This is a genomic window from Rodentibacter caecimuris (assembly GCF_001019715.1).
GTDB classification, from domain to species: domain Bacteria; phylum Pseudomonadota; class Gammaproteobacteria; order Enterobacterales; family Pasteurellaceae; genus Rodentibacter; species Rodentibacter caecimuris.
On the sequence record NZ_BBXJ01000001.1, the window covers coordinates 1,790,266 to 1,814,316 of the forward strand.

Here is a 24,051-nt window from a genome sequence, read left to right on the forward strand (position 1 = left end):
CCGACGATAAACTAAAAAGAGCGGTCAATTTGACCGCTCTTTTTTAACTTGATCCTAGCTTACTACATCACCACAACATCAAACTGCTCTTGGTTATAAAACGGCTCGGTTTTCACCTGAACACGTTTACCGATAAACATTTCCACTTCAGGAAGCAGCCCGTGAGATTCTTCATTAATGAGATATCCCGCAACAGCAGGAGACGCATATACCACAAATTGCTCGCTGCTGAATAAATGATAAACACGAATAATTTCCCGCATAATCTCATAGCACACGGTTTCCACGGTTTTCACATGACCGCGACCGCGACATACCGAACATTCATCACATAAAATATGTTCCAGACTTTCACGGGTTCGTTTACGCGTCATTTCCACCAAACCAAGTTGGGTAAAGCCGTTTACATTGGTCTTCACCCGATCCTTAGCCAAAGCATCCTGTAATGATTCCAACACTCGATTTTGATGATCTTCCAGCTGCATATCAATAAAATCAATAATGATAATACCGCCAAGATTACGTAGCTGAAGTTGCTGCGCAATGGTTTTTGTTGCCTCAATATTGGTGTTGAAAATGGTTTCTTCTAAATTTCGATGACCCACAAATGCACCGGTATTAATGTCAATAGTGGTCATAGCCTCCGTTTGCTCAATAATTAAATAACCGCCGGATTTTAAATTAACACGTTTATCCAAGGCTTGCTGAATGCTACTTTCCACAGCATACACATCAAAGAGCGGTTGATTTCCCGTATAAAGTACAAGTTTATCACTTAATTCAGGCATAAATTCATCGGTAAACTCCTTTACTTCGTTAAAGCAAATGTTGGAATCAATACGAATTTTTTCTAATCTTGTACCGATAAAATCACGCAAAATACGCTGCGGTAATGCCGGCTCACCATAAATTTTTGAACGGGTTGGATATTTACTTTTACGCTCTAATACCTTGCGCCATAAACGTTTGAGAAATTCCGCATCTTGGCGGAGTTCTTCCTCTGTCGCCCCTTCGGTCGCCGTGCGAATAATAAACCCGCCCAATTCATCGCAGAAGGGTTCCACCAACGCTTTTAAGCGGCAACGCTCTTCTTCACTTTCAATACGTTGTGAAACGCCTACATGACTGTTTTCCGGCATAAACACTAGGTAGCGGGAAGGTAATGTAATATCGGTAGTTAAGCGCGCGCCTTTTGTGCCTAGCGGATCTTTTACCACTTGAACCACAATATCCTGCCCTTCACGTACCAGTTCCGAAATACTCTTTACTTTAAACTGTTTCTGCTCATTTTCATCCACACATTCAGTATGAGATACAATATCGGAAGCATGTAAAAAAGCCGCTTTTTCCAAACCGATATCCACAAATGCGGACTGCATTCCGGGTAATACGCGCGTAACCCGCCCTTTATAAATATTCCCTACGATACCGCGCTTTGCCTGGCGTTCAATATGGACTTCTTTTAATACGCCCATTTCCACTAATGCAATACGCGTTTCATTGGGGGTTACATTCATCAATAACTCTACGGCATCCATTATTTCTTGTCTCTGAATCTTATTTTCACAAATAGAATAATAAATCTAAATAAGGTAGAATGCGAGCTTTCTTAGATCCTCAATACCTTTTCTAGGATTATTTTGCGCTAAAAAGCCCGTAAGGAACCAAAATGATCGATTTTCGCCCATTTTATCAACAAATCGCGACAAGCCCATTATCCGATTGGTTGGATACCCTCCCCCTTCAACTCAAAGCGTGGGAAAAACAAACCCATGGTGACTATGAAAAATGGTCAAAAGTCGTGGATTTTCTGCCTGATTTACATGCTGAGAGGATTGACCTCAAAAATGCAGTGAAATCCGACCGCACTTCTCCGCTCTCAGAAGGTGAAAAACAACGCGTCATTCACCATTTAAAACAGCTCATGCCTTGGCGGAAAGGGCCTTATCATTTATTCGGTATTCATGTGGATTGCGAATGGCGTTCCGATTTTAAATGGGATCGTCTTCTCCCACATCTTGCCCCATTAAAAGATCGCACTATTTTAGATGTGGGCTGCGGTAGCGGTTATCATATGTGGCGTATGCTGGGTGAGGGAGCAAAAATGGTGGTAGGCATTGATCCTACCGAACTTTTTCTCTGCCAGTTTGAAGCCGTACGTAAATTATTAAACAACGATCGGCGCGTAAACCTTATTCCGCTAGGCATAGAACAAATGCAGCCTCTTGCCGCTTTTGACACGGTTTTTTCCATGGGCGTACTTTATCATAGAAAATCGCCCTTGGACCATCTGACCCAGCTAAAAAATCAGCTGAAAAAAGATGGAGAATTAGTGCTGGAAACCCTAGTCATTGATGGCGATGTCAATAGCGTTCTCGTACCGACCAATCGCTACGCAAAAATGAAAAACGTATATTTTATTCCGTCCGTTCACGCCTTAATAAACTGGTTGGAAAAAGCGGGTTTTACCAACGTTCGCTGTGTGGACGTTGCCATTACAACACTGGAAGAACAACGTAAAACCGATTGGCTGGAAAATGAAAGCCTCATTGATTTTTTAGATCCGAATGATCACAGTAAAACAATTGAGGGCTACCCTGCACCTAAAAGAGCAGTCATTTTGGCGAATAAATAAAACAAAAAAGTGCGGTTAAAATTAACCGCACTTTTCATGAATAAAACAGCTAATCTTGCTGTGCTTGTACCGCTGCGTAAGCAATCATATTAATAATACGGCGAACGGAGGCTGACGGATTTAAAATATGGGCGGATTTATTTACCCCCATAAGGATAGGACCGACAGTCACCGCGGTTGTTGTACCGCGTAGCAAGCTGTAACTAATACGCGCCGCACTTAAATTCGGGAAAACCAACAAGTTTGCAGAACCTTTTAGCGGGCTATCCGGCATAATTTCTCTACGGTGAGCCTCATTCATCGCTAAATCACCGCGAATTTCACCATCGATCATCAAGTTAGGATCACGAGCTTTCACAATTTCCAAGACTTCACGCATCTTCGGTGCGCCTAATTCGTTAGATGAACCGTAATTTGAATGCGAAAGCAATGCAACCGCAGGTTCGATTCCGAAACGATGCACTTCTTCTGCCGCCATTAGCGTAATTTCAGCCAGCTCTTCCGTATTCGGATCTAAGTTTACATGGGTGTCCGTTAAGAATACATTACCGGTCGGCAATACCAAACTCTGTAATGTTGCCGGAATTTTCACGCCCTCTTTTAAACCGATAATATCTTGAATTGAGGCTAAATGTTTAGCGTAAGAACCGAATAAGCCACATATCAAACCATCTGCATAACCAAGGCTAACTAAAACTGCGGCAAGTACGGTTGTATTTGAACGAGCGACACGTTTAGCAATCGCTTGGGTAATGCCTTTTCGTTTCGTTAATTCATAATAGTATTTCCAACATTCTTCATAGCGAGGGTTGTTTTCATTATTGATAATCTCAAAATCAACACCAGGTTGTAAGCGTAAACCAAGTTTTTTGATTTTTTCTTCAATAATACTTTCACGACCAATCAAAATCGGTTTCGCCAATCCCATAGAAACAACTTCTTGTGTAGCATGTAGCGCGTTCGTTTCTTCCCCTTCGGCAAGAATAATACGCTGCGGAGATTGTTTTGCCTGATTGAAAATCGGACGCATAAATAAACTGGTTTTATAAACAAACTGAGTGAGTTTTTCGGTATATTCAGCCCAATTATCAATAGGACGTGTTGCCACGCCGGATTCCATTGCTGCTTTTGCCACCGCCGGTGCGATACGAACAATTAAGCGAGGATCGAATGGGCGGGGAATCACATATTCCGGCCCAAATGTCACGCCTTTACCTCCATAGGCGGAAGTCACTACATCATTTTGTTCTTCAAGGGCAAGATCGGCGATCGCATAAACGGCCGCCCGCTTCATTTCTTCATTAATTGCTGTCGCCCCAACATCCAAGGCTCCACGGAAAATAAACGGGAAACAAAGTACATTATTTACTTGATTCGGGTAGTCGGATCGACCTGTACATACGATCGCATCAGGACGAACGGCTTTAGCTTCCGGCGGGGTAATTTCCGGATTAGGGTTAGCCAACGCAAGAATTATCGGATGCGCTGCCATGGTTTTAACCATATCTTGTGTCAATACCCCTGCGGCTGAACAACCAAGAAAAATATCCGCATTCGGAATGGCATCTGCCAACGTACGCCATCCGTTATCTGCAATCGCATAATCTTCTTTTGTTTGATCCATGCGATCACCTCGGTTTTTATATACCACACCTTTTGAATCGCAAATTGTGATATTTTCACGTTTCATTCCGAGGGAAAGTAATAAATTCAAACAAGCGATTGAAGCGGCACCCGCACCTGATGCAACAAGTCGTACCTCTTCAATTTTTTTGCCTATAATACGAAGTGAATTAATAATTGCGGCGGCACTAATAATTGCCGTACCGTGTTGATCATCATGAAATACGGGAATATTCATTCGCTCACGTAATTTTTGCTCAATATAGAAACATTCCGGTGCTTTGATATCTTCAAGGTTTACGCCGCCAAAAGTAGGCTCAAGAGAAGCGATAATATCCACTAATTTATCAGGATCATGTTCATTTACTTCAATATCAAATACGTTAATACCGGCAAACTTTTTAAACAATACCCCTTTTCCCTCCATAACGGGCTTGCCTGCAAGTGCGCCGATATTACCTAACCCCAATACCGCCGTACCGTTTGAAATCACAGCCACTAAGTTTCCGCGCGCCGTATATTTGTAAGACGCCAAGGGATCTTTTTCAATTTCCAAACAGGGCTCCGCCACACCGGGAGAATAAGCGAGGGCTAAATCGCGCTGGGTTGCCAATGATTTGGTCGGGGTAACTTCAATTTTTCCCGGAATAGGAAATTCGTGAAAATCCAATGCTGCTTGGCGTAGTTGTTCGCTCATATAAATACTCCATTGTGGTTGATACGGAACTTGGTTCGCACAGAACCAAATTGAAAAAACGGCTTGATTATACTCCGTTTTCTTTTCCAAATTTGTGATGAACCGCAAATTTTCACAAATCTTTTACAAAAATTACAGGTTGAATTAATAGGTTAAAAAGAGTAGGATGACGCAATCGGGAGACACTCTTTTGCTATCGAAAGTCAAATATGCAGTTAATCGGCTGCAAAGAAAATTCATTAATAATCAACTCAAATCACGCTTGAACAACCATGGTATGACGGTTATCTCCGCCAACTGTGTCGGTGCGTTTATTTTGCATGATCTTGGTGAACCTTTTAACTCACCTTTTGTGAATCTTTATTTAAGCCCTAAAGACTTTATTCGTTATTTGCAAAATATCACCTTTTATCAACAGCAGCCCCTTGAGTTTATCGTCTCTGAAAAAACCTATCCAGTCGGTAAATTGGCAGACATTGAAATTCATTTCATGCATTATCACACTGAACAGGAAGCAAGAGAAAAATGGCAAATCCGCTCAGCTCGGATCAACCCCGATAATTTATTTATCATCATGACAGATAAAGACGGCGCACAAGGTATTGATGATGAAAATCTTGTCGCCTTTGATCGGCTTCCGTTTAAAAATAAAGTGGTGTTTACCCATAAACCTTACCCGGAATTAGGCTCTGCCTTTTACATCAAAGGTTTTGAACAGCAAAACCAAGTGGGTGATTTATTCACGTTTTCCGGTTGGAATGGAATGAAATATTACGATCAATTTGATTACGTCTCTTGGTTTAACCAAACTTAATTTATCATTATTCCTTAATCCCACGGGTGTTTTTTTATTTTTCTTTATCCTGCCGGCAGATTCAAATCGGTGTAAAACACCTCTAACTATTAAAAAAGAGAAATCTTATGCGATTAGATAAATTTATAGCTGAAAATACCGGTTTAACCCGTTCTCAAGCCACCAAAGCCATTCGCCAAAGTGCGGTCAAAATTAACGGTAAAATTGAAAAAAACAGTGCACGTAAAATTTCAAAAGAAGACGAAATTTATTTTGAAGATACCTTGCTCGCTTGGTTGGAAAGCGGTCAATATTTTATGTTGAATAAACCTCAGGGCTGTGTCTGTTCACATGACGACGGAGACTATCCCACAATTTACCAATTCTTTGACTATCCTCTTGCAGAAAAATTACATAGTGCGGGGCGTTTAGATGCGGATACAAGTGGGCTTGTTTTACTCACCGACGACGGGCAATGGTCGCACCGTATCACCTATCCTAAGCATCATTGTGAAAAAACGTATTTGGTGACCCTTGCCGATCCTGTTGAAGCCCACTATACGCAGGCCTGTGAAGAAGGCATTTTATTACGCGGAGAAAAAACGCCGACTAAGCCTGCAAAACTTGAGATTTTAGATGATTACAATGTCAATCTCACCATTTCAGAAGGACGTTATCACCAAGTAAAACGAATGTTTGCCGCGCTAGGTAACAAAGTTGTCGGGCTACACCGCTGGAAAATAGGTACAGTGGAATTAGACGAAAGTTTGGAAGAAGGTGAATACCGCCCACTCACACAAACAGAAATTAACAGTTTAAGTAAAATACTATGAAGCAAAATATAAAACCAACCTTTATTTTTATTATGACCCTCGGCATTTTGTCTATGTTGCCGCCTTTTGGCGTCGATATGTATTTGCCGTCCTTTTTAGAAATTGCCAAAGATTTCAATATCAGCCCGGAACAAGTGCAACACACGCTTACCGCCTTTGCATACGGCATGGCATTCGGACAGTTATTTTGGGGGCCGTTCGGTGATAGTTTCGGACGCAAACCGATCATTTTGATCGGCGTGATTATCAGCGCCATTGCCGCATTGATTTTGACCGAAATCAATTCTATCGGAAATTTCACCGCACTTCGTTTTATTCAAGGATTCTTCGGTGCAGCGCCGGTGGTGCTCTCCGGCGCATTGTTGCGCGATTTATTCAGTAAAAATGAATTATCAAAAGTGATATCCACTATCACACTAGTGTTTATGATTGCCCCTTTGGTTGCCCCAATTATCGGCGGTTACATCGTAAAATATTTCCACTGGCACGCTATTTTTTATGTCATTGCATTAATGGGCATATTATCGACATTGTTAGTATTTTTTATTATTCCCGAAACCCATAAAAAAGAAAACCGTATTCCACTCCGTTTAAACATTATTGCCCGAAACTTTATGAGCCTATGGAAACAAAAACAAGTGTTAGGCTATATGTTTGCCGCCTCTTTCGGGTTTGGCGGTTTGTTTGCTTTCATTACTGCCGGTTCTATTGTGTATATCGGAATTTACGGTATTCCTGTCGATAAATTCGGCTACTTCTTTATGCTGAATATTGCCATTATGACTTTCGCCTCTTTCCTAAACGGGCGATTTGTAATAAAAGTCGGGGCGGAAACCATGTTACGCATTGGTATTGCGATTCAATTTTTATCGGGGGTTTGGCTTATACTGACCGCACTTTTTGATTTCGGCTTTTGGTCAATGGCGATAGGTGTAGCATTTTTTGTCGGACAAAATCCGCTAATATCCTCCAATGCTATGGCATCAATTTTAGAAAAATTCCCGACCATATCCGGTACCGCCAATTCCTTAGTAGGCAGTGTACGTTTTGCGACCGGAGCAGTCATTGGCAGCTTAGTCGCCACTATGAAAATGGATACCGCCGCGCCAATGCTGTTCACGATGGGCGCTTGTGTCGTCATTGCCGTATTCGCCTATTATTTTCTGACTTATCGAAATTTATCGCGATAAAAAATGCGGTCAATATTATTCACAAACTCACTTACTCGTTTGCTCACCCCTATCGGGGGTGTTGGCAAAGCCAACGCTCAAAAAACGTTGTTTTTTGTGACCGCACTTTGTTATTTCCAAGTTTGTTGTTCAAACACACGTTTTCTCAATTCCGGATAATCTTCAATTTTAAATTCCGGTGTTTTTCCTGCCTTAAGTTGATGTCGATAGTCCTTCAGTAATTTCCATACAATCGGTGAAAGTAGCACGATTGCAACCAAATTAAGAATTGCCATTACCGCCATAACCGTATCGGCAAAATTCCACACCACATTGCCTGGACGCACTGCACCGAAATAAACGAAAAACAGAACCGTCAAACGGAATAACAATACAAACCAAGGTTTATTTTTAATAAAACGGATATTACTTTCTGCGTAAGCATAGTTTCCGATAATTGAAGAATAAGCAAAAAGCAACAAGATAAATGCAAGGAAATGCAAGCCAAATTCACCTACATGATATTGCAAGGCGTTTTGTGTGAGAGAAATACTTTTGAGCGCTTCACTGCCATAATTATTTGAAAGCAAAATCACCACAGCGGTGCAAGTACACACCATCATGGTGTCCACAAATACGCCTAACATTTGGACTAAACCTTGGCTGACAGGGTGTTTCACATGAGCAGCCGCTGCCGCATTAGGCGCCGATCCCATACCCGCTTCATTGGAAAATAAACCACGTTTAATCCCCATCATCATCGCTTTAGAAACCATCGCACCAAAAAAGCCGCCAGCCGCCGCATCAAAAGTAAAGGCGCTTTTGATGATGTTACCCACGACGGTTGGCACCATCTCAATATTCATACCAAGAATAATGACCGCCATAATTAAGTAAAATAACGCCATCATAGGGACAAGACTGCTGGAAATCACGGCAATACGTTTGATACCGCCAAAAATAATAGCGGCGGTTAAAATAACTAACGCAATGCCGACATACTCACCCTGCCAATCCCAAGCATTATGCGTTGCTTCCACAATAGCATTTGATTGCACGGAATTGAACGCAAAACCGAAAGTAAAAATAAGTGCGACGGCAAATGACACAGCCATACTGCGTGACTTCAAGCCTTGTACCATATAGTAAGCAGGCCCGCCACGAAATGAGCCGTCTTTATCCTGAACTTTAAATAGCTGCGCTAAGGTAGATTCCGCAAAGGCACTCGACATACCAATAAAGGCAGTCACCCACATCCAAAACACCGCGCCTTCTCCACCGAGCGCGATAGCGGTCGCAACACCGCCAATATTGCCTACCCCAACACGGCTTGCTAATCCGGTGGCGAAAGCTTGAAACGGTGTTAAAGAATTTCCTTCAGCGGCCCGTCCAAACCACATTTCTCGAATACTGACAGGAAACAACCGCAACTGTACAAAGCCGGTGGTAATGGTAAAAAACAGACCTACACCAAGTAAAACGATAATTGTCAGGTTCCATAACGGTTCATCAAGATGTTCAACAATCCACATTAAGAATTGTTCTAAATAAGCAATTAATTCCATAGCATTCCTTCAAATAAATATGAGGGCAGAATTGTAGTGAAGAAGAATGAAAAAAGCGATATTTATCAAAAAATAAATCCATTTAAAAAGATTTTATCTAATAAAAACAAACAATCATTAGATAAAAATAAAAGGCGTATAGAGAAAATATACGCCTTTAAAAGATTATTTAGTTAAAAATAATGCCGCCGCACCACGAACGCCGCCGGAATCACCATGTTTGGCTTTTTTAATCGGCGGTACTTTTGCCGTACGCATTAAATGAGGCGGTAAAGCTTTCGGCAACGCTTCATAGAGATAATCAAAATTAGACAGACCGCCACCTAATACAATCATATGCGGGTCGAATGCCGTGATAATATTTCCAATAGAAATAGCCGCCAATTCAACAAAAAGATTCACAAAATCGACCGCACTTTCTTTGCCCCGATAAAAGGCATCGATAATTTCACGGGCAGACAGCTTTTCCCCTTTGAGATCATGGTACAGCATTTCAAAACCACGACCGGAAAGATAGGTATCTAAGCACGCGTTATTACCGCAGCCACAGTCATAAATTGGGGCTTTATCCCAACCTAATAATTTCAACGCATGATAATTTAATTGCAAATGCCCAAGTTCACCAGCCATACCGACTTGACCGGAATGGACTTTTCCATTCAGCACAAAACCGCCGCCAAATCCTGTACCGAGAATCAATCCAAGCACAGTGGGATATTGTTGGTTTTCCTCATCCCATGCTTCAGATAAAGCAAAACAATTTGCATCATTTTCCGCCCGCACTTCACGCCCCAAACGAGCAGAAAGATCACGTAAAATCGGCTTACCATCGGCAACACGAATATTGGTAATTTCCGCAAGCCCCGTTTGTTGATTCACAAATCCCGGCACCCCTAATCCAACCGTGCCACATTCACCGAATTGCTCATCGGCACGATTGACTAAATCCGCAATCACATTCAGCCATTCGTCATAATCCGTTTTAGGCGTCGGCACTCGTTCTGAATACAGTTTTTCTAGTTTCTCATTAAATACGGCAAGTTCAATTTTTGTGCCGCCAATATCTAACCCATAGTACATAATCGGCTCCTTTTCTAAAACTGTGCGGTTAAAATCTCGGTTAATTTTAACCGCACTTAAATTTTTCTGTTATGACGAAGATCGTTTTTTCTGTAAAAAACCAAAAATAACCAGATTCACCAACCAAGCAAAAACCGTTGCAACAAAAAGATCTATCGGATAATGCATACCAAGGCGCACACGGCTAATCAGCATAAGCAAACTCCACACAGCCATAATGCCCACCAATAGCTTAGCTTTCCACGAACGATTGCCTAATAATTGCGTAAATCCGACCGCAAGCATTAACCATGTAGCAGCAAAAATAGTATGTCCCGACGGGAAAGCATAGCCGGTTTCATTTTCATAATGGTTCACCAACCAAGCCGGTGTGTTTGGCTGCGTAGAATAAAAGTTTTTTGCAATAATTGCCCGCTGAGTGCGGTCATTTTCATAAAATTTTTCTGTTGTTTGATTAGTTTGTTCCGCGAGATATACCGTGAACGGGCGTGGTTCTTTAAACATCGCCTTTAATCCCGTTTTTACCGCTTGAGTGGCGATAACGGAAAATGCCATCACAGCCACCCCTAACATCCACTGTTTACGACTTTTGAATAAAAAGCCAAAAATAAGAGCAAACACGCCACAGGTAATCAAAGCATAAGGCACACTACCGGTTTCAGTAAGCAAATAAAGCCAATAATCCGCCTCCGTTAATTGCTCATTGCCATGCCATTGATAGGAAAATCCCCACATAAAAAACGGTACAAGACAAAGTAATAACGTATATAATGACAGCCTCTTAAACATGCTCACCCCTTAATAATTAAAATAACGTGCGCATTTTAGCAGAAATGAAAATGAATAAGGATAGCTTATGACAAAAATTCAGCTGGTTGCTCAAGCCAATTTACCTACCGAATACGGTATTTTTAAAATGGTAGGGTTTGAATTTCCTGATACGAAAAAAGAACATGTTGCGTTAGTAATGGGCGATATTTCAAACAGCGATGAGCCTGTTTTAGCCCGAATTCATTCCGAGTGCTTAACCGGTGATGCCCTGCATAGTTTAAAATGCGACTGCGGTTTCCAACTTGCCACCGCACTTCGTCAAATTAAGGAAGAAGGGCGTGGTGTCTTAATTTATCACCGTGAAGAAGGACGTGGTATCGGCTTAATTAATAAAATTCGTGCTTACTCACTACAAGATCAAGGAATGGATACGATTGAAGCGAACCTCGCTCTAGGTTTCAAAGCGGATGAACGCAATTTTGAAGTCTGTGCCGATATATTTGAATTATTGGGGGTAAAAAAAGTGCGTTTAATGACAAACAATCCTGAAAAAGTGGAAACGATGAAAAAAGCCGGGATTAATGTCGTTGAGCGTGTGCCGTTAAATGTGGGCGAAAATCGCTACAATACAAAATATTTAGACACAAAAGCCAAAAAAATGGGACATTACATTGTACATAACAATGAAGAACATCTAATGAACTGCCCACATTGCCAAGAAGAAGTGATACTTACTAAAAAATAAAGCAAAATATAACCGCACTTTTGTGCGGTTATTCATCTCAATTCAATGTTATTTTTTACCTAACTGTGGCAAAACCGAGTTTTTATTCGATACCAATAAACCGGTTTCCGCATAGATTCCCAATTTACCACGGGTATCGGCAACATCAAGATTACGCATGGTTAATTGACCGATACGATCAATCGGATCAAACGGTGCGTCTTCCACTTTTTCCATACTCAAACGCTCTGCCTCATAAGTTAAATTCGGCGATTCTGTATTTAAGATCGTGAAATCATTACCGCGGCGTAATTCTAACGTCACCGTACCTGTAATCGCCTTAGCAACCCAACGTTGTGCCGTTTCACGTAACATTAACGCTTGCGGATCAAACCAACGACCTTGGTATAACAAACGACCTAAGCGTAAACCATTAATACGGTATTGTTCAATGGTATCTTCATTATGAATCCCCGTCACTAAACGCTCGTAGGCAATGTGCAATAATGCCATTCCCGGTGCTTCATAAATACCGCGGGATTTTGCCTCAATAATACGGTTTTCAATTTGATCGGACATCCCTAAACCATGGCGACCGCCGATACGGTTGGCTTCAAGCATTATTTCTACCGAGTCATCAAAACGTTTACCGTTTAATGCTACCGGTACACCCTCTTCAAAGGTGATTGTTACGGTTTCCGGTTTGATTTCAACGTTTTCGTCCCAAAACGCCACGCCCATAATTGGTTTAACAATCTTCATACCGGTACTTAATTCTTCCAAATCTTTTGCTTCATGGGTTGCACCAAGAATATTGGAATCCGTTGAATAGGCTTTTTCCACCGACATTTTATAATCAAAGCCGTTTTCAACTAAGAATTTAGACATCTCAAAACGACCACCCAGCTCATGGATAAATTGATCATCCAACCAAGGTTTATAGATTTTTAATTTTGGGTTAGTTAATAAACCGTAACGGTAGAAACGCTCAATATCGTTACCTTTGAAAGTCGAACCATCTCCCCAAATATTGACATCATCTTCTTTCATCGCCGCAACGAGCATGGTACCGGTTACCGCACGACCAAGCGGCGTGGTGTTGAAGTAAGGAATACCGCCTGTTGAAATGTGGAATGCGCCACATTGAATCGCCGCAATCCCTTCGTGAACCAACTGAGCGCGGCAATCAACCAAACGGGCATTTTCCGCCCCATAAGCCATCGCTTTTTTAGGAATCGCATTATAATCATCCTCATCCGGCTGACCTAAATTTGCCGTATAAGCATAAGGCACCGCACCTTTTTGACGCATCCAAAGTAATGCCGCACTGGTATCTAAACCGCCGGAAAAGGCAATCCCTACTTTTTGACCTTTGGGTAAACCTTGCAAAATCGTATTTGACATATTTTTTCCTTACTTAACGTTGTTTTGAATATTTAATCATTTTAAGTGAATAAAAACTCGATAAAATATAACCGCACTTCTATCATTTGTCTAGCGGTTTCCATACTAAGCAAACCATTTTCACGGCTTTTTATCTATAAAAATCCCTGCCTTCTTAGCAGGGTTTTTAGCATTATTGAGTTAAAAGATCTAAAGCCTCTTGATATTTCGCAACCGTCTTTTCAATAACATCAGCCGGAACTTTAGGGGCCGGCGGTTGTTTGTTCCAACCGCTATTTTCTAACCAGTCGCGTACAAATTGCTTATCAAATGAAGGCGGATTCGTGCCTTCTTTATAAGTATCAATCGACCAAAAACGGCTTGAATCCGGCGTTAATACCTCATCCATCAGGGTTAGTGTACCCTCTTCATCCAGCCCAAATTCAAATTTAGTATCACAGATAATAATGCCTTTAGTGAGTGCATATTCCGCCGCTGCCGTATAAAGCGCAATCGCTTTTTCTTTAACTTGAGCCGCCAAATCAGCGCCAATTAATTTTTCACATTCTTCATAGCTGATATTAATATCGTGATTACCCACTTCCTCTTTGCTTGACGGAGTAAAAATCGGCTCCGGCAATTTGCTTGCTTCCAGCAAACCTTCCGGCAGCTTCAAGCCACAAATCGTGCCGGTTTGCTGATAGTCTTTTAACCCGCTTCCGGTTAAATAACCGCGCACAATAGATTCAATTTTAATCGGATTCAAACGTTTGCAAACTACCGCGCGATCTTTCACTAAATCCGCTTCTTCTTTTGGCAATACATCATAAACAGAATCGCCGGTGAAATGGTTCGGCATAATATGTGCCAATTTGTTAAACCAAAAATTAGAAATTTGCGTCAAAATCTCGCCTTTTCGTGGAATAGGATCATCTAAAATCACATCAAATGCCGAGAGCCGATCTGTGGCGACCATCAACATTCGCTTATCATCAATTTCGTAAAGATCACGCACTTTACCGGAGTAGATTTTTTTCAGACTTAGGTTTTGTTGTGTCATGGGTTATACCTTTTTTATTGCGGTAAAAAATCGGCGCATATTGTACCGCACTTTTTAAGCAAACGTTTGCTATTTTTGAAAAAATAATAAAGTTCGTTGAATTTTTCCAATTTAATTTGAGCAAAATCTTAAAATCAGCGAAAATAGCGGACATTTTTTAATGAACAAGAGAAGATCATGACTTATCCTCAAGAAGTGAATAAACGCCGTACTTTTGCAATTATTTCCCACCCCGATGCGGGTAAAACAACCATTACCGAAAAGGTACTTTTATACGGCAATGCCATTCAAACCGCCGGTTCGGTAAAAGGCAAAGGCTCGGCAGCACATGCCAAATCCGACTGGATGGAAATGGAAAAGCAACGCGGCATTTCCATTACCACCTCTGTGATGCAATTTCCTTATAATGATTGTTTGGTCAATCTGCTTGATACCCCGGGACACGAGGATTTCTCGGAAGATACCTACCGCACTTTAACGGCAGTGGACAGCTGTCTAATGGTCATTGATTCCGCGAAAGGTGTTGAGGAACGGACGATTAAATTAATGGAAGTCACCCGTTTGCGCGATACGCCGATTATCACCTTTATGAACAAACTTGACCGTGATATTCGCGATCCCATGGAATTATTGGATGAAGTAGAAAATGTACTGAAAATTCGTTGTGCCCCGATCACTTGGCCGATCGGCTGCGGTAAATTGTTTAAAGGCGTCTATCATCTGAGTAAAGACGAAACTTATTTATACCAGTCAGGGCAAGGCTCAACCATTCAAGAAGTACGCATTGTGAAGGGATTGAATAACCCTGAATTAGATGAGGCAGTGGGCGATGATTTAGCCCAACAATTGCGTGATGAATTGGAATTGGTACAAGGGGCGAGCAATGAATTTAAGTATGATGCCTTTATCAAAGGTGAATTAACCCCTGTATTTTTTGGTACCGCACTTGGTAATTTCGGTGTTGATCATTTCCTTGACGGTTTAACCGAATGGGCGCCAAAACCACAGGCACGCCAAGCGGATACTCGCACGGTAGAAAGCTCGGAAGAAAAATTTAGCGGTTTCGTGTTCAAAATTCAAGCCAATATGGATCCAAAACACCGCGATCGTGTTGCCTTTATGCGTGTGGTTTCCGGTAAATATGAAAAAGGAATGAAGCTTAAGCACGTGCGTATTGGTAAAGATGTAGTGATTTCTGATGCGCTAACCTTTATGGCTGGGGATCGCGCCCACGCTGAAGAAGCCTATGCTGGCGATATTATCGGTTTGCATAATCACGGCACAATCCAAATTGGCGATACCTTCACCCAAGGTGAAAATTTAAAATTCACCGGAATTCCAAATTTCGCACCTGAATTATTCCGCCGCATTCGTCTGAAAGATCCGCTCAAACAAAAGCAGTTGTTAAAAGGTTTAGTACAGCTTTCCGAAGAGGGGGCGGTGCAAGTCTTCCGTCCGCTTCTCAACAACGATTTAATCGTAGGAGCGGTTGGTGTGCTACAGTTTGATGTTGTGGTATCCCGACTAAAAACAGAATACAACGTAGAAGCTATTTATGAAAATGTGAACGTTGCAACAGCTCGTTGGGTAGAATGTAGCGATGGGAAGAAATTTGAAGAGTTTAAGCGTAAGAATGAGCAAAATCTAGCTTTAGATGGAGGAGATAATCTGACTTATATCGCGCCAACAATGGTAAATTTGAATTTAGCTCAGGAACGCTACCCTGATATTGCTTTCTTCAAAACGAGAGAACATTAGGAAAATGCAAAAAGTGCGGTCAATTTTGATCGCATTTTTTTATATAGTAAAACTAAAAAATCTTAAACAGGCTAAATCGAAACGGAACAATCAAGATGATATGGCTGGGGTACTAGGATTCGAACCTAGGGATGCCGAGATCAAAACCCGGTGCCTTACCGCTTGGCGATACCCCAATAGAGTTTCTTCTAATTAAGAATAAAGAATATTTTAGGATAGTATGGCTGGGGTACTAGGATTCGAACCTAGGGATGCCGAGATCAAAACCCGGTGCCTTACCGCTTGGCGATACCCCAATAGAGTTTCTTCTAATTAAGAATAAAGAATATTTTAGGATAGTATGGCTGGGGTACTAGGATTCGAACCTAGGGATGCCGAGATCAAAACCCGGTGCCTTACCGCTTGGCGATACCCCAACTACTATTTTGACTTACAAAGCGATAAATGGTGCGGGACGAGGGACTTGAACCCACACACCTCTCGGCGCCAGAACCTAAATCTGGTGCGTCTACCAATTTCGCCAGTCCCGCAAATGGTGGCTACAGCGAGATTCGAACTTGCGACCCCAACATTATGAGTGTTGTGCTCTAACCAACTGAGCTATGTAGCCTCTTATTTGCTAACCATATCGGCTTTGCGGAGCGTATTATGCTGATTTGCCTCTACCTCGTCAATCATTTTTTGTAAAAATCCTAATTTTTAGGTTCAGTTGATTATAAAAAAAACGCTTTTGTTATTTTTTATCCAGTTCAGTCACGGAGATCATTCCAACAAAATGCTTCCAATGGAAACTGCTAAAGCTATCGGGGATATACCAATTAGAAATCGTCCCGTCTAAGTACAAGGCATGGTAACAGCCTATTTTTTGTAATCCCTGACTGAAAGTATAAAGATTCGGTTTTCCTGATGTCGTTAAAATAAAAAACAATCGGTTTTTCTTATCCAAACATACCGCATTACGTTTATGATAACTTTCCAATCCTGCTCTAAATTGACGATTTATCTTCCCTTCAATCAGTAGCATAGGGCCGGATTGCATAGCAAATGTTGGTTTTAATTGTTTTTGCTGATAAGCTTTTGTCGTGAGAATGTAAGCCGTCTTGCCGACTAAGGCAAACACACCATTCGGCTGAATGTGGAAATTCCCTTTCCCTCGTTTATTATTCAGAGGATTTAATTCTTGCCCATTTTCAATCCATAAGCCTGCCGGTGCGTTATGTTTACTATAAATACCGGCATTCATGAGCATTTTTATTTGATAATCTTTTTGTAAGGCACGTTTCAGATTGGTAAGAGAATTGTAGTTTTGGCCTTTGCCATCCCGCCAATGTAATCTCACTTCTTCCGGTTTAGCGTGAAAAATCCCGTAGGTAATATCCGTATCGGTAAAAGTTCGATACTCCGCCAGCGTAGGCAATGTGATAACCGCACCAAGTGCGGTCAAAAATTTAACTATTTTTTTCATCCAGAGGGTGGGAAAGATTCAGCGTATTAGAGAATAAATGCAACCCCTCCGCATTACCCGCTTTCATCATAGATTGCATGGTTTGCGTAGGTGCGTGAATCAGTTTATTCATTAATTTATAACTTAATTCCTGCAACACGGTTTCCGCACTACCGCCTTGTCGTAGATGTTGTAAAGCTTTTTCCAATAGCTCTTGTCGCATCTGTTCCGCATCTTCGCGATAATGTTTAATCAGATTAGAAAACTGGCGTACTTTCAACCATTCAAAAAAATCTTCGCATTCCTGAGCGATAATCCCTTCCGCTAGTTGTGAGGCTTGTTCCCGCTGGCTCAAATTACGCTGAATAATATCCTGCAAATCATCCACCGTATAATGATAAACACTATCCAATTTGGCGACAGTTTCATCAATGTCGCGCGGAACCGCAATATCGACTAACAACATCGGAGAATAGTGCCGTTTTTTCTGGGCAAGCCCCACCATATCTTGGCTAATGAGTACATTTTGACTCCCCGTTGAGCTAATCACAATATCCGCTTGTTCTAATGCTTCTTGTAATTGATCAAGAGAAAAAACATCAATGGGAATATTACTGGCCAATTTTTCTACGAGTAACTCCGCTTTTACCACGGTACGGTTTGCAATCATCAGTCTTTTCACGCCATGGCGTAACAAATGCCGGCTCACCAATTCAATGGTTTCCCCTGCCCCGACCAATAAAATATTCACCCCGTGCAAGGATTCAAAAATTTGGCGGGCTAGACTACAAGCGGCATACGCCACCGATACGGCACTTTCACCGATATTGGTTTCCGTACGCACCCGTTTTGCCGTAGAAAAGGTTTTTTGAAATAAGCGGGAAAATTCACTTGAGAGAGCCACTTTCGACTGTTGATAATAGGCTTCCGTGATTTGAAAAGCCTGCTTAACCTGCCCCAAAATTTGCGGCTCGCCTAAAATTAACGAATCCAAACCACAAGCCACCCGCATAAGGTGATTGGCGGCTTGTTGATTTTGATGAGTATAAATACTCGGCAAAAGATCAGTCAAAGCCAGCTGATGAATACCCGCAAACCAATTTTCTACATTTTGTCGCCATTTATCACACTCTTGCGGTGAAATTTGGCGATGGTGCAAATACACCTCCGTGCGATTACAGGTTGAAAGAATCACAGCCCCTTCGGCAAGGTTTTGTTGCTGAATTTGTTGTAAGGCAAGCGCTCGCTTTTCATCGGAAAAAGCGACTTTCTCACGCACCGAGACAGAGGCGGTTTTATGATTAATGCCAAGTACAAGAAGGGTCATAATAGATTTAAACATTACCGCATTTTCACTATGCGATAAAATATTTAATAAAAAACTAATGCGCTATTTTAATGAATTGTGCGACATTGAGCAAATCAACAAACAACAACTCGTCAAGAATAACCCAAAAGAGTTAAAAAATATCTTTTTGTTTTCGTAAAATAATGAAATCTTCCAGTGTCCTCGCTTGCAGAAAAGGATTAATAGACTTCTCCAATCCTAACTTTGTAGGCAAACTTGGTTTTCCTTCCAAGCGGAGTTTTTCGACAAAAGTGCGGTAATTTTTAACCGCACTTTTATCTGCGATGACTGTTTCGGCAAAGGCTAAATTACTCAGTGTATATTCATGCGCAGGGCAAACGACGGTTTCAGCAGGCAATGTTTTTAAGCGTAACAATCCCTCAAACATTTGTGCATAATTGCCGGTAAAAACACGCCCGCAGCCGGCAGAAAATAACGCATCACCGCAAAACAAGTGATTATCTACCAGAAAACTCACGTGCTGTGCCGTATGCCCGCCGGTCGGGATCACTTGAATACGATAATTCGGCGTTACAATTTCCCCTTCATTGACAACCCGTGTCGCCCCTTTTTTAGCACATTCTTGCGAACCATAAATCGGCACATTTGGATAACGTTGCTTAAACTTTTCGACACCTTGCGTATGATCATCATGCTCATGGGTCAGTAAAACCGCTTCAATCGGCAGATTGTGTTGTTCTATCCAAGAAAAGAGCTTGTTCGTTTCCGATAAATCAACAATAATAATCGGTAAATTTTCACGTTGATAAAGCCAAATATAATTGTCATTCAACACAGACAAAGCTACTAACATAATTCCTCGCTAAATTTATTTATGATCCTCAATTGGCAAGCGAAAGCAAAACGCCCTTTCACATCACCGACAAGCTGGCAACAACTGCCACAAGGTGAGGCCTATTGTAGCGCATTAGAGAACGCATTTGCCCCTTGGTTACTAAAAATTTTAGGCTACCAAATCGTAAAAATCGGTGCATTAAGTACAGAAATACCGACTGAATTAGCAGTACACCACCAAATCCTGATTAGTGAAAAAATTTCTCAAAATTTAACCGCACTTTTAGCCCCCAACAAGAGCTTGCTACAAGCAAACCTAACTGAATTGCCACTGATTCAGCAAGAAATCAATGCTTGTTTTCTCGCCAACACGCTCAACTTTTCCCACGATCCCCATCAAATTTTACGGGAAGCCCATCGCATTCTGGCTGATGAGGGCTGGTTATTGCTCTCTTTGTTTAATCCCCTCAGCCCGCTGATTTTCAAACAAAAAATTGGTGATTTTCCTTTCCGCCAATATCCCACTTGGCGCATTATTGACTGGTTAGAGTTACTGCATTTTGAAATTATAGAACATAAAAATCTTGCCATTAAGCATAACAATACCACGCGGTTTTCACCTTTAACCCTAATTGTGGCACGAAAACGAACTTACCCATTAACACTGAATAGCGAAAAAGTGCGGTCGAAAATCCCTGCGTTTTTACAACCGTCCGAAGCCTTTCAAGAAGACATCACATCTTGTCGAATTTCGCCCGATAACAAGTAGAAAATTCCTCATAAAGTTGAAATCAATCCTTGCTCCCTTTGCAAAACTCCCCTATTATTCACCGCACTTTTTTCTTGAATTTAGGAACAAAAATGACCGAACAAACCTTTATCCCCGGCAAAGATGCAGCACTTGAAGACAGTATTGGCAAATTCCAACAAAAATTAACCAATCTGGGTTTTAATATTGAAGAGGCCTCTTGGTTAAACCCCGTACCTAATGTGTGGTCGGTACATATTCGTGATAAAGATTGTCCACAATGTTTCTCGAACGGCAAAGGGGCAAGTAAAAAAGCAGCACTTGCCTCCGCATTAGGTGAATATTTCGAGCGTCTTTCCACCAACTATTTCTTTGCAGATTTCTATTTAGGACAAGAAATTGCAAACGGTGATTTCGTTCATTATCCCAGTGAAAAATGGTTTCCGATTGAAGAGGAAACCACGTTACCGACAGGGATTTTAGACGACAATTTGCTCAACTATTTTGATCCGGACGGCGAACTCACGCCGGAGTTACTCGTGGATTTACAATCGGGCAATTATGATCGTGGTATTGTTGCAATGCCTTATATTCGTCAATCTGATGAACAAACAGTCTATATTCCGCAAAGTATTATCGCCAATCTTTACGTGTCAAACGGAATGTCGGCGGGCAACACCAAATTTGAAGCGCGCGTACAAGGTTTATCGGAAGTATTTGAGCGTTATGTCAAAAATAAAATTATCGCTGAAGCCATTAGCTTACCGGAAATTCCAAAAGAAGTGATGGATCGCTACCCTTCCATTCAAGCCTCTATCGCTAAATTGGAAGAAGAAGGTTTCCCGATTTATGCCTTTGATGCGTCCTTAGGCGGAAAATATCCGGTTATTTGCGTAGTATTATTGAACCCAAATAACGGCACATGCTTTGCTTCTTTTGGCGCTCATCCTAATTTCCAAGTGGCATTAGAACGTACCGTGACAGAACTTCTACAAGGTCGTAGTTTGAAAGATCTAGACGTATTCGCCCCACCTTCTTTCAATAATGAAGATGTTGCCGAACACGCTAATTTAGAAACCCATTTTATAGACTCTAGCGGTTTGATCTCATGGGATCTGTTCAAGCAAACGCCTGATTATGTATTTGTCGATTGGGATTTCTCCGGTACAACGCAAGAAGAGTATCATAATCTAATGGCGATTTTCCATTCGGAAAACAAAGAAGTCTATATTATGGATTATAGCCATTTGGATGTGTACGCCTGCCGTATTATCGTACCGGGCATGTCGGATATTTATCCGGCAGATGATTTAATCTATGCCAATAACAATATGGGAATGGATTGGCGAGAAATTCTGCTTGATTTACCGAACTGGCATCATGATTCGGCAACTTACCAAGAATTATTGCAAGAATTGGATACGCAAAATATTGATGACGCAACCCGCGTACGTGAATTTATTGGGATTGTAGCCCCTAAAACCAGTGGCTGGACAACATTACGGATTGGTGAACTAAAATCAATGCTGCATTTGGCTTTAGGCGAGTTAGAACAAGCATTGGATTGGGCAAATTGGACGTTGAATATGAATAGCTCTGTTTTCACAGCGGAGCGTACCAATTATTACCGAGCATTAATTAGTATTATTGAACTCCATTTGGACGAAAATCGTGCTCCAATGCAGTATCGCGCCGCACTTGAAAAAATGTACGGCAAAGATGCGGTGCAATACGCTTGGGCTGCCACGGCAGAAAAAGGGAATCCTTTCTATAACTTACCGGCAAGTGATGAGATGTTGAAAAATTTCAAAGAACATCAAGCCTTGTTAAATGCTTATGGGAAACTACAAAAAGCCAAACGTGAAAATTGGAAATAATAAACCGTAGCTCATTAGCAAAGAAATTGGGCGTTAATTTGGTAAGAAAAAATAGGCGGAGCTATTTCCGCCTATTATAATCAAATATCGTACGAATTAGATTTAGGTTTAAATTTTACACTGCGCCAAGATATCCAGTTTTTTATCGTAAATATTTAAATCATTCTTTATATCTAACATTGAAAAAATCGTGTGAAAATAATTGTCGTGAGAATATTCTTGGGTCTCCGCATTTTTACGTAAACAGTTCAAATCAAAGCCTTCATTTTTTGCCCATGCCGGTGAAAACCACATCACCATCGGAACTTTGGTTTGGTATTCAGGTGCAATAGCGTAAGGCGCAGCGTGCAAATAAATACCGTCTTCACCTAAACTTTCACCGTGGTCGGACACATAAAACATAATACTTTCCCAATTTGTTTTTTGTTCCAAAAGTTTGATTACCTCATTCAAAAAATTATCAATATAGAGAATGCCATTATCATAAGTATTTACTAATTGTTCATTTGAACATTTTTGAATTTCGTTAGTTTCACAAGTTGGTGTGAATTTTTCAAAGGCTTTGGAATAACGCTCATTATAGGTCGGACCATGGCTACCAATCGTGTGTAATACGATGACGATATCTTTGTCTGACTTATTCAGTTCCCTATCTAAATCTTTTAATAAAATTTCATCTAAACATTCCCCATTTCTGCAATATTCAGCCAAATTTAATGCTGTTAGATCTTGTGTAGGAACACGCTCGCACACACCTTTACATCCCACATCGTTATCACGCCACAAAACATCAACACCGGCACGCTGTAAAATATCTAATAAATTATCTTCATGTGCCGCCTTAGTTGCATTGTAATCAGAACGGGTATAACGAGAAAACATACAGGGCACGGAAATTGCCGTTGCAGTACCGCAACTTGAGACATTTTTAAAATTGATAATATCATCACGAGCTGCCAATTTTGGCGTAGTTTGGCGGACATAGCCATTCAATCCCCAATTTTGGGCTCTTGTCGTTTCCCCTACGACTAAAATAGTCACATGACGATATTCATCCGGTTTTTCTACTGATGTATCTAAACCAATCTCTGTAAATGGTAGATTAGTTCGATAATTTTTCTTCACTAACTGTATTGTTGAGCCAATAAAATTCGATGGGACAATCAAATGTACAATTTCTTTATTATTACGTGAGAATGCGGCGTAATCCTTGTAATAAAATTTACCAATAATGATCACAACTACGCTAGAAAATACAATCATCCCTAAACGAATTAAAATTTCTTTATACCAGCGACGGTAATTTACTTGTGTGCGAATATACAACCAAGCGGGAATAATCCCTAAAGCAAAGATCCATAACAGATAAGAGGTTGTAACCATTCGAGAACTTTCGGCAACGTTCGTCTGAAGAACATTATTTAGCTGATTACTATCAAAATAAATACCAAAGAAAATTTCCTGATAACTAATTGCCGCACTAATTACCAAAAGTAACGGAATGATTACTTTATGGAGAATAGGTAAACTAATGAGCTGAAATGCAGCATTTAGCGTAAAAAAAACAAAAAATGGTACTGTAAATAAAAAATAGTCTTCAGTATTACCTGTAAAAGGATGGATTTTTAATATCGTTTTATAAAACTGATAATTTAAAACCAGTGTGAAATAAAGAGAAACTAAAGCAATAAGTGCCGTTGATGAAAGAGAAAACTTTCTAAAAAAATATTGTGAAAATCGCATAAAAA

The 24,051-nt window shown here is 41.0% G+C and carries 19 protein-coding genes and 5 tRNA genes; 8 read left to right on the top strand and 16 right to left on the bottom strand.

Annotation, left to right across the window (positions count from 1 at the left end):
• Nucleotides 1-62: 62 nt before the first annotated feature.
• Nucleotides 63-1,538 carry a ribonuclease G gene (gene rng, locus PNEUHYL_RS08795; protein ID WP_059367302.1) on the bottom strand — a complete coding sequence of 492 codons (1,476 nt, stop codon included), beginning with the start codon at nucleotides 1,536-1,538 and terminating at the stop codon, nucleotides 63-65.
• 131 nt (nucleotides 1,539-1,669) lie between these two features.
• On the opposite strand from rng, the gene cmoB reads away from it, so the two are divergent.
• A complete protein-coding gene (cmoB, locus tag PNEUHYL_RS08800) occupies nucleotides 1,670-2,635 on the top strand; it encodes a tRNA 5-methoxyuridine(34)/uridine 5-oxyacetic acid(34) synthase CmoB (RefSeq protein WP_059367304.1) in 966 nt (321 codons plus the stop codon).
• A gap of 49 nt (nucleotides 2,636-2,684) precedes the next feature.
• Here cmoB and PNEUHYL_RS08805 read toward each other — a convergent pair whose 3' ends face one another.
• A complete protein-coding gene (locus PNEUHYL_RS08805; protein WP_059367306.1) occupies nucleotides 2,685-4,955 on the bottom strand; it encodes an NADP-dependent malic enzyme in 2,271 nt (756 codons plus the stop codon).
• A gap of 166 nt (nucleotides 4,956-5,121) precedes the next feature.
• Between PNEUHYL_RS08805 and PNEUHYL_RS08810 the strand changes: the two genes are divergently transcribed.
• The 3 genes from PNEUHYL_RS08810 (at nucleotide 5,122) to PNEUHYL_RS08820 (ending at nucleotide 7,771) form a co-directional block, all read left to right on the top strand.
• Entirely contained in the window at nucleotides 5,122-5,769 is a 648-nt protein-coding gene (locus tag PNEUHYL_RS08810; RefSeq protein ID WP_059367310.1) for a DUF1919 domain-containing protein, read from the top strand.
• A gap of 107 nt (nucleotides 5,770-5,876) precedes the next feature.
• On the top strand, nucleotides 5,877-6,581 hold the full coding sequence (gene rsuA, locus PNEUHYL_RS08815) for a 16S rRNA pseudouridine(516) synthase RsuA (RefSeq protein WP_059367312.1): 705 nt from the start codon (nucleotides 5,877-5,879) through the stop codon (nucleotides 6,579-6,581).
• The gene (locus PNEUHYL_RS08820) at nucleotides 6,578-7,771 is read left to right on the top strand and encodes a Bcr/CflA family multidrug efflux MFS transporter (RefSeq protein ID WP_059367314.1); all 1,194 of its coding nucleotides are present in this window, start codon (nucleotides 6,578-6,580) and stop codon (nucleotides 7,769-7,771) included. The genes rsuA and PNEUHYL_RS08820 overlap by 4 nt, the downstream gene beginning before the upstream one ends.
• A gap of 110 nt (nucleotides 7,772-7,881) precedes the next feature.
• Here the strand turns inward: PNEUHYL_RS08820 and PNEUHYL_RS08825 are convergent, their stop codons facing one another.
• The 3 genes from PNEUHYL_RS08825 to PNEUHYL_RS08835 form a co-directional block, all read right to left on the bottom strand.
• Entirely contained in the window at nucleotides 7,882-9,315 is a 1,434-nt protein-coding gene (locus tag PNEUHYL_RS08825) for an alanine/glycine:cation symporter family protein (RefSeq protein WP_059367316.1), read from the bottom strand.
• Nucleotides 9,316-9,480: 165 nt separating this feature from the next.
• Nucleotides 9,481-10,395, bottom strand: coding sequence for an N-acetylglucosamine kinase (gene nagK / locus PNEUHYL_RS08830; RefSeq protein ID WP_059367318.1), 915 nt, complete (start codon nucleotides 10,393-10,395; stop codon nucleotides 9,481-9,483).
• A gap of 69 nt (nucleotides 10,396-10,464) precedes the next feature.
• On the bottom strand, nucleotides 10,465-11,184 hold the full coding sequence (locus tag PNEUHYL_RS08835; protein ID WP_059367319.1) for a phosphatase PAP2 family protein: 720 nt from the start codon (nucleotides 11,182-11,184) through the stop codon (nucleotides 10,465-10,467).
• A 67-nt stretch (nucleotides 11,185-11,251) separates the two neighbouring features.
• On the opposite strand from PNEUHYL_RS08835, the gene ribA reads away from it, so the two are divergent.
• Complete coding sequence (ribA, locus tag PNEUHYL_RS08840; protein WP_059367321.1) at nucleotides 11,252-11,911, top strand: GTP cyclohydrolase II; 660 nt, start codon at nucleotides 11,252-11,254, stop codon at nucleotides 11,909-11,911.
• 48 nt (nucleotides 11,912-11,959) lie between these two features.
• Here ribA and argG read toward each other — a convergent pair whose 3' ends face one another.
• Together argG and PNEUHYL_RS08850 are read right to left on the bottom strand one after the other, a co-directional pair.
• The gene (gene argG / locus PNEUHYL_RS08845; protein WP_059367323.1) at nucleotides 11,960-13,294 is read right to left on the bottom strand and encodes an argininosuccinate synthase; all 1,335 of its coding nucleotides are present in this window, start codon (nucleotides 13,292-13,294) and stop codon (nucleotides 11,960-11,962) included.
• Nucleotides 13,295-13,466: 172 nt separating this feature from the next.
• Nucleotides 13,467-14,333, bottom strand: a complete 867-nt coding sequence (locus tag PNEUHYL_RS08850; RefSeq protein ID WP_059367325.1) for a phosphoribosylaminoimidazolesuccinocarboxamide synthase — start codon at nucleotides 14,331-14,333, stop codon at nucleotides 13,467-13,469.
• Nucleotides 14,334-14,510: 177 nt separating this feature from the next.
• Here PNEUHYL_RS08850 and prfC point away from each other — a divergent pair, with 177 nt between their 5' ends.
• A complete protein-coding gene (prfC, locus tag PNEUHYL_RS08860) occupies nucleotides 14,511-16,091 on the top strand; it encodes a peptide chain release factor 3 (RefSeq protein WP_059367327.1) in 1,581 nt (526 codons plus the stop codon).
• Nucleotides 16,092-16,192: 101 nt separating this feature from the next.
• On the opposite strand, the gene PNEUHYL_RS08865 is transcribed toward prfC, so the two are convergent.
• The 8 genes from PNEUHYL_RS08865 to gloB form a co-directional block, all read right to left on the bottom strand.
• Nucleotides 16,193-16,267 (bottom strand) — tRNA-Gln (locus tag PNEUHYL_RS08865).
• Between the two features lie 45 nt (nucleotides 16,268-16,312).
• Nucleotides 16,313-16,387: transfer RNA gene (locus PNEUHYL_RS08870), tRNA-Gln, on the bottom strand.
• A 45-nt stretch (nucleotides 16,388-16,432) separates the two neighbouring features.
• A tRNA-Gln gene (locus PNEUHYL_RS08875) sits at nucleotides 16,433-16,507 on the bottom strand.
• Nucleotides 16,508-16,536: 29 nt separating this feature from the next.
• Nucleotides 16,537-16,621: transfer RNA gene (locus PNEUHYL_RS08880), tRNA-Leu, on the bottom strand.
• 3 nt (nucleotides 16,622-16,624) lie between these two features.
• Nucleotides 16,625-16,701: transfer RNA gene (locus PNEUHYL_RS08885), tRNA-Met, on the bottom strand.
• A 123-nt stretch (nucleotides 16,702-16,824) separates the two neighbouring features.
• Nucleotides 16,825-17,556, bottom strand: coding sequence for a phosphodiester glycosidase family protein (locus PNEUHYL_RS08890; RefSeq protein ID WP_059367329.1), 732 nt, complete (start codon nucleotides 17,554-17,556; stop codon nucleotides 16,825-16,827).
• Nucleotides 17,540-18,862 (bottom strand): glutamyl-tRNA reductase, encoded by a 1,323-nt coding sequence (gene hemA / locus PNEUHYL_RS08895; protein WP_059368853.1) that lies wholly within the window; start codon nucleotides 18,860-18,862, stop codon nucleotides 17,540-17,542. Before hemA ends, PNEUHYL_RS08890 begins: the two co-directional genes overlap by 17 nt.
• A 133-nt stretch (nucleotides 18,863-18,995) precedes the next feature.
• Nucleotides 18,996-19,697: a hydroxyacylglutathione hydrolase gene (gloB, locus tag PNEUHYL_RS08900; RefSeq protein ID WP_059367331.1), complete on the bottom strand. Its 702-nt coding sequence runs from the start codon at nucleotides 19,695-19,697 to the stop codon at nucleotides 18,996-18,998.
• 21 nt (nucleotides 19,698-19,718) lie between these two features.
• Between gloB and PNEUHYL_RS08905 the strand changes: the two genes are divergently transcribed.
• Both PNEUHYL_RS08905 and ycaO read left to right on the top strand, forming a co-directional pair.
• Nucleotides 19,719-20,447 (top strand): class I SAM-dependent methyltransferase, encoded by a 729-nt coding sequence (locus PNEUHYL_RS08905; RefSeq protein ID WP_059367335.1) that lies wholly within the window; start codon nucleotides 19,719-19,721, stop codon nucleotides 20,445-20,447.
• Nucleotides 20,448-20,539: 92 nt separating this feature from the next.
• The gene (gene ycaO, locus PNEUHYL_RS08910) at nucleotides 20,540-22,303 is read left to right on the top strand and encodes a 30S ribosomal protein S12 methylthiotransferase accessory factor YcaO (protein WP_059367337.1); all 1,764 of its coding nucleotides are present in this window, start codon (nucleotides 20,540-20,542) and stop codon (nucleotides 22,301-22,303) included.
• A gap of 108 nt (nucleotides 22,304-22,411) precedes the next feature.
• Here ycaO and PNEUHYL_RS08915 read toward each other — a convergent pair whose 3' ends face one another.
• Nucleotides 22,412-24,046, bottom strand: a complete 1,635-nt coding sequence (locus PNEUHYL_RS08915) for a phosphoethanolamine transferase (RefSeq protein ID WP_059367339.1) — start codon at nucleotides 24,044-24,046, stop codon at nucleotides 22,412-22,414.
• Between the last annotated feature and the right edge of the window lie 5 nt (nucleotides 24,047-24,051).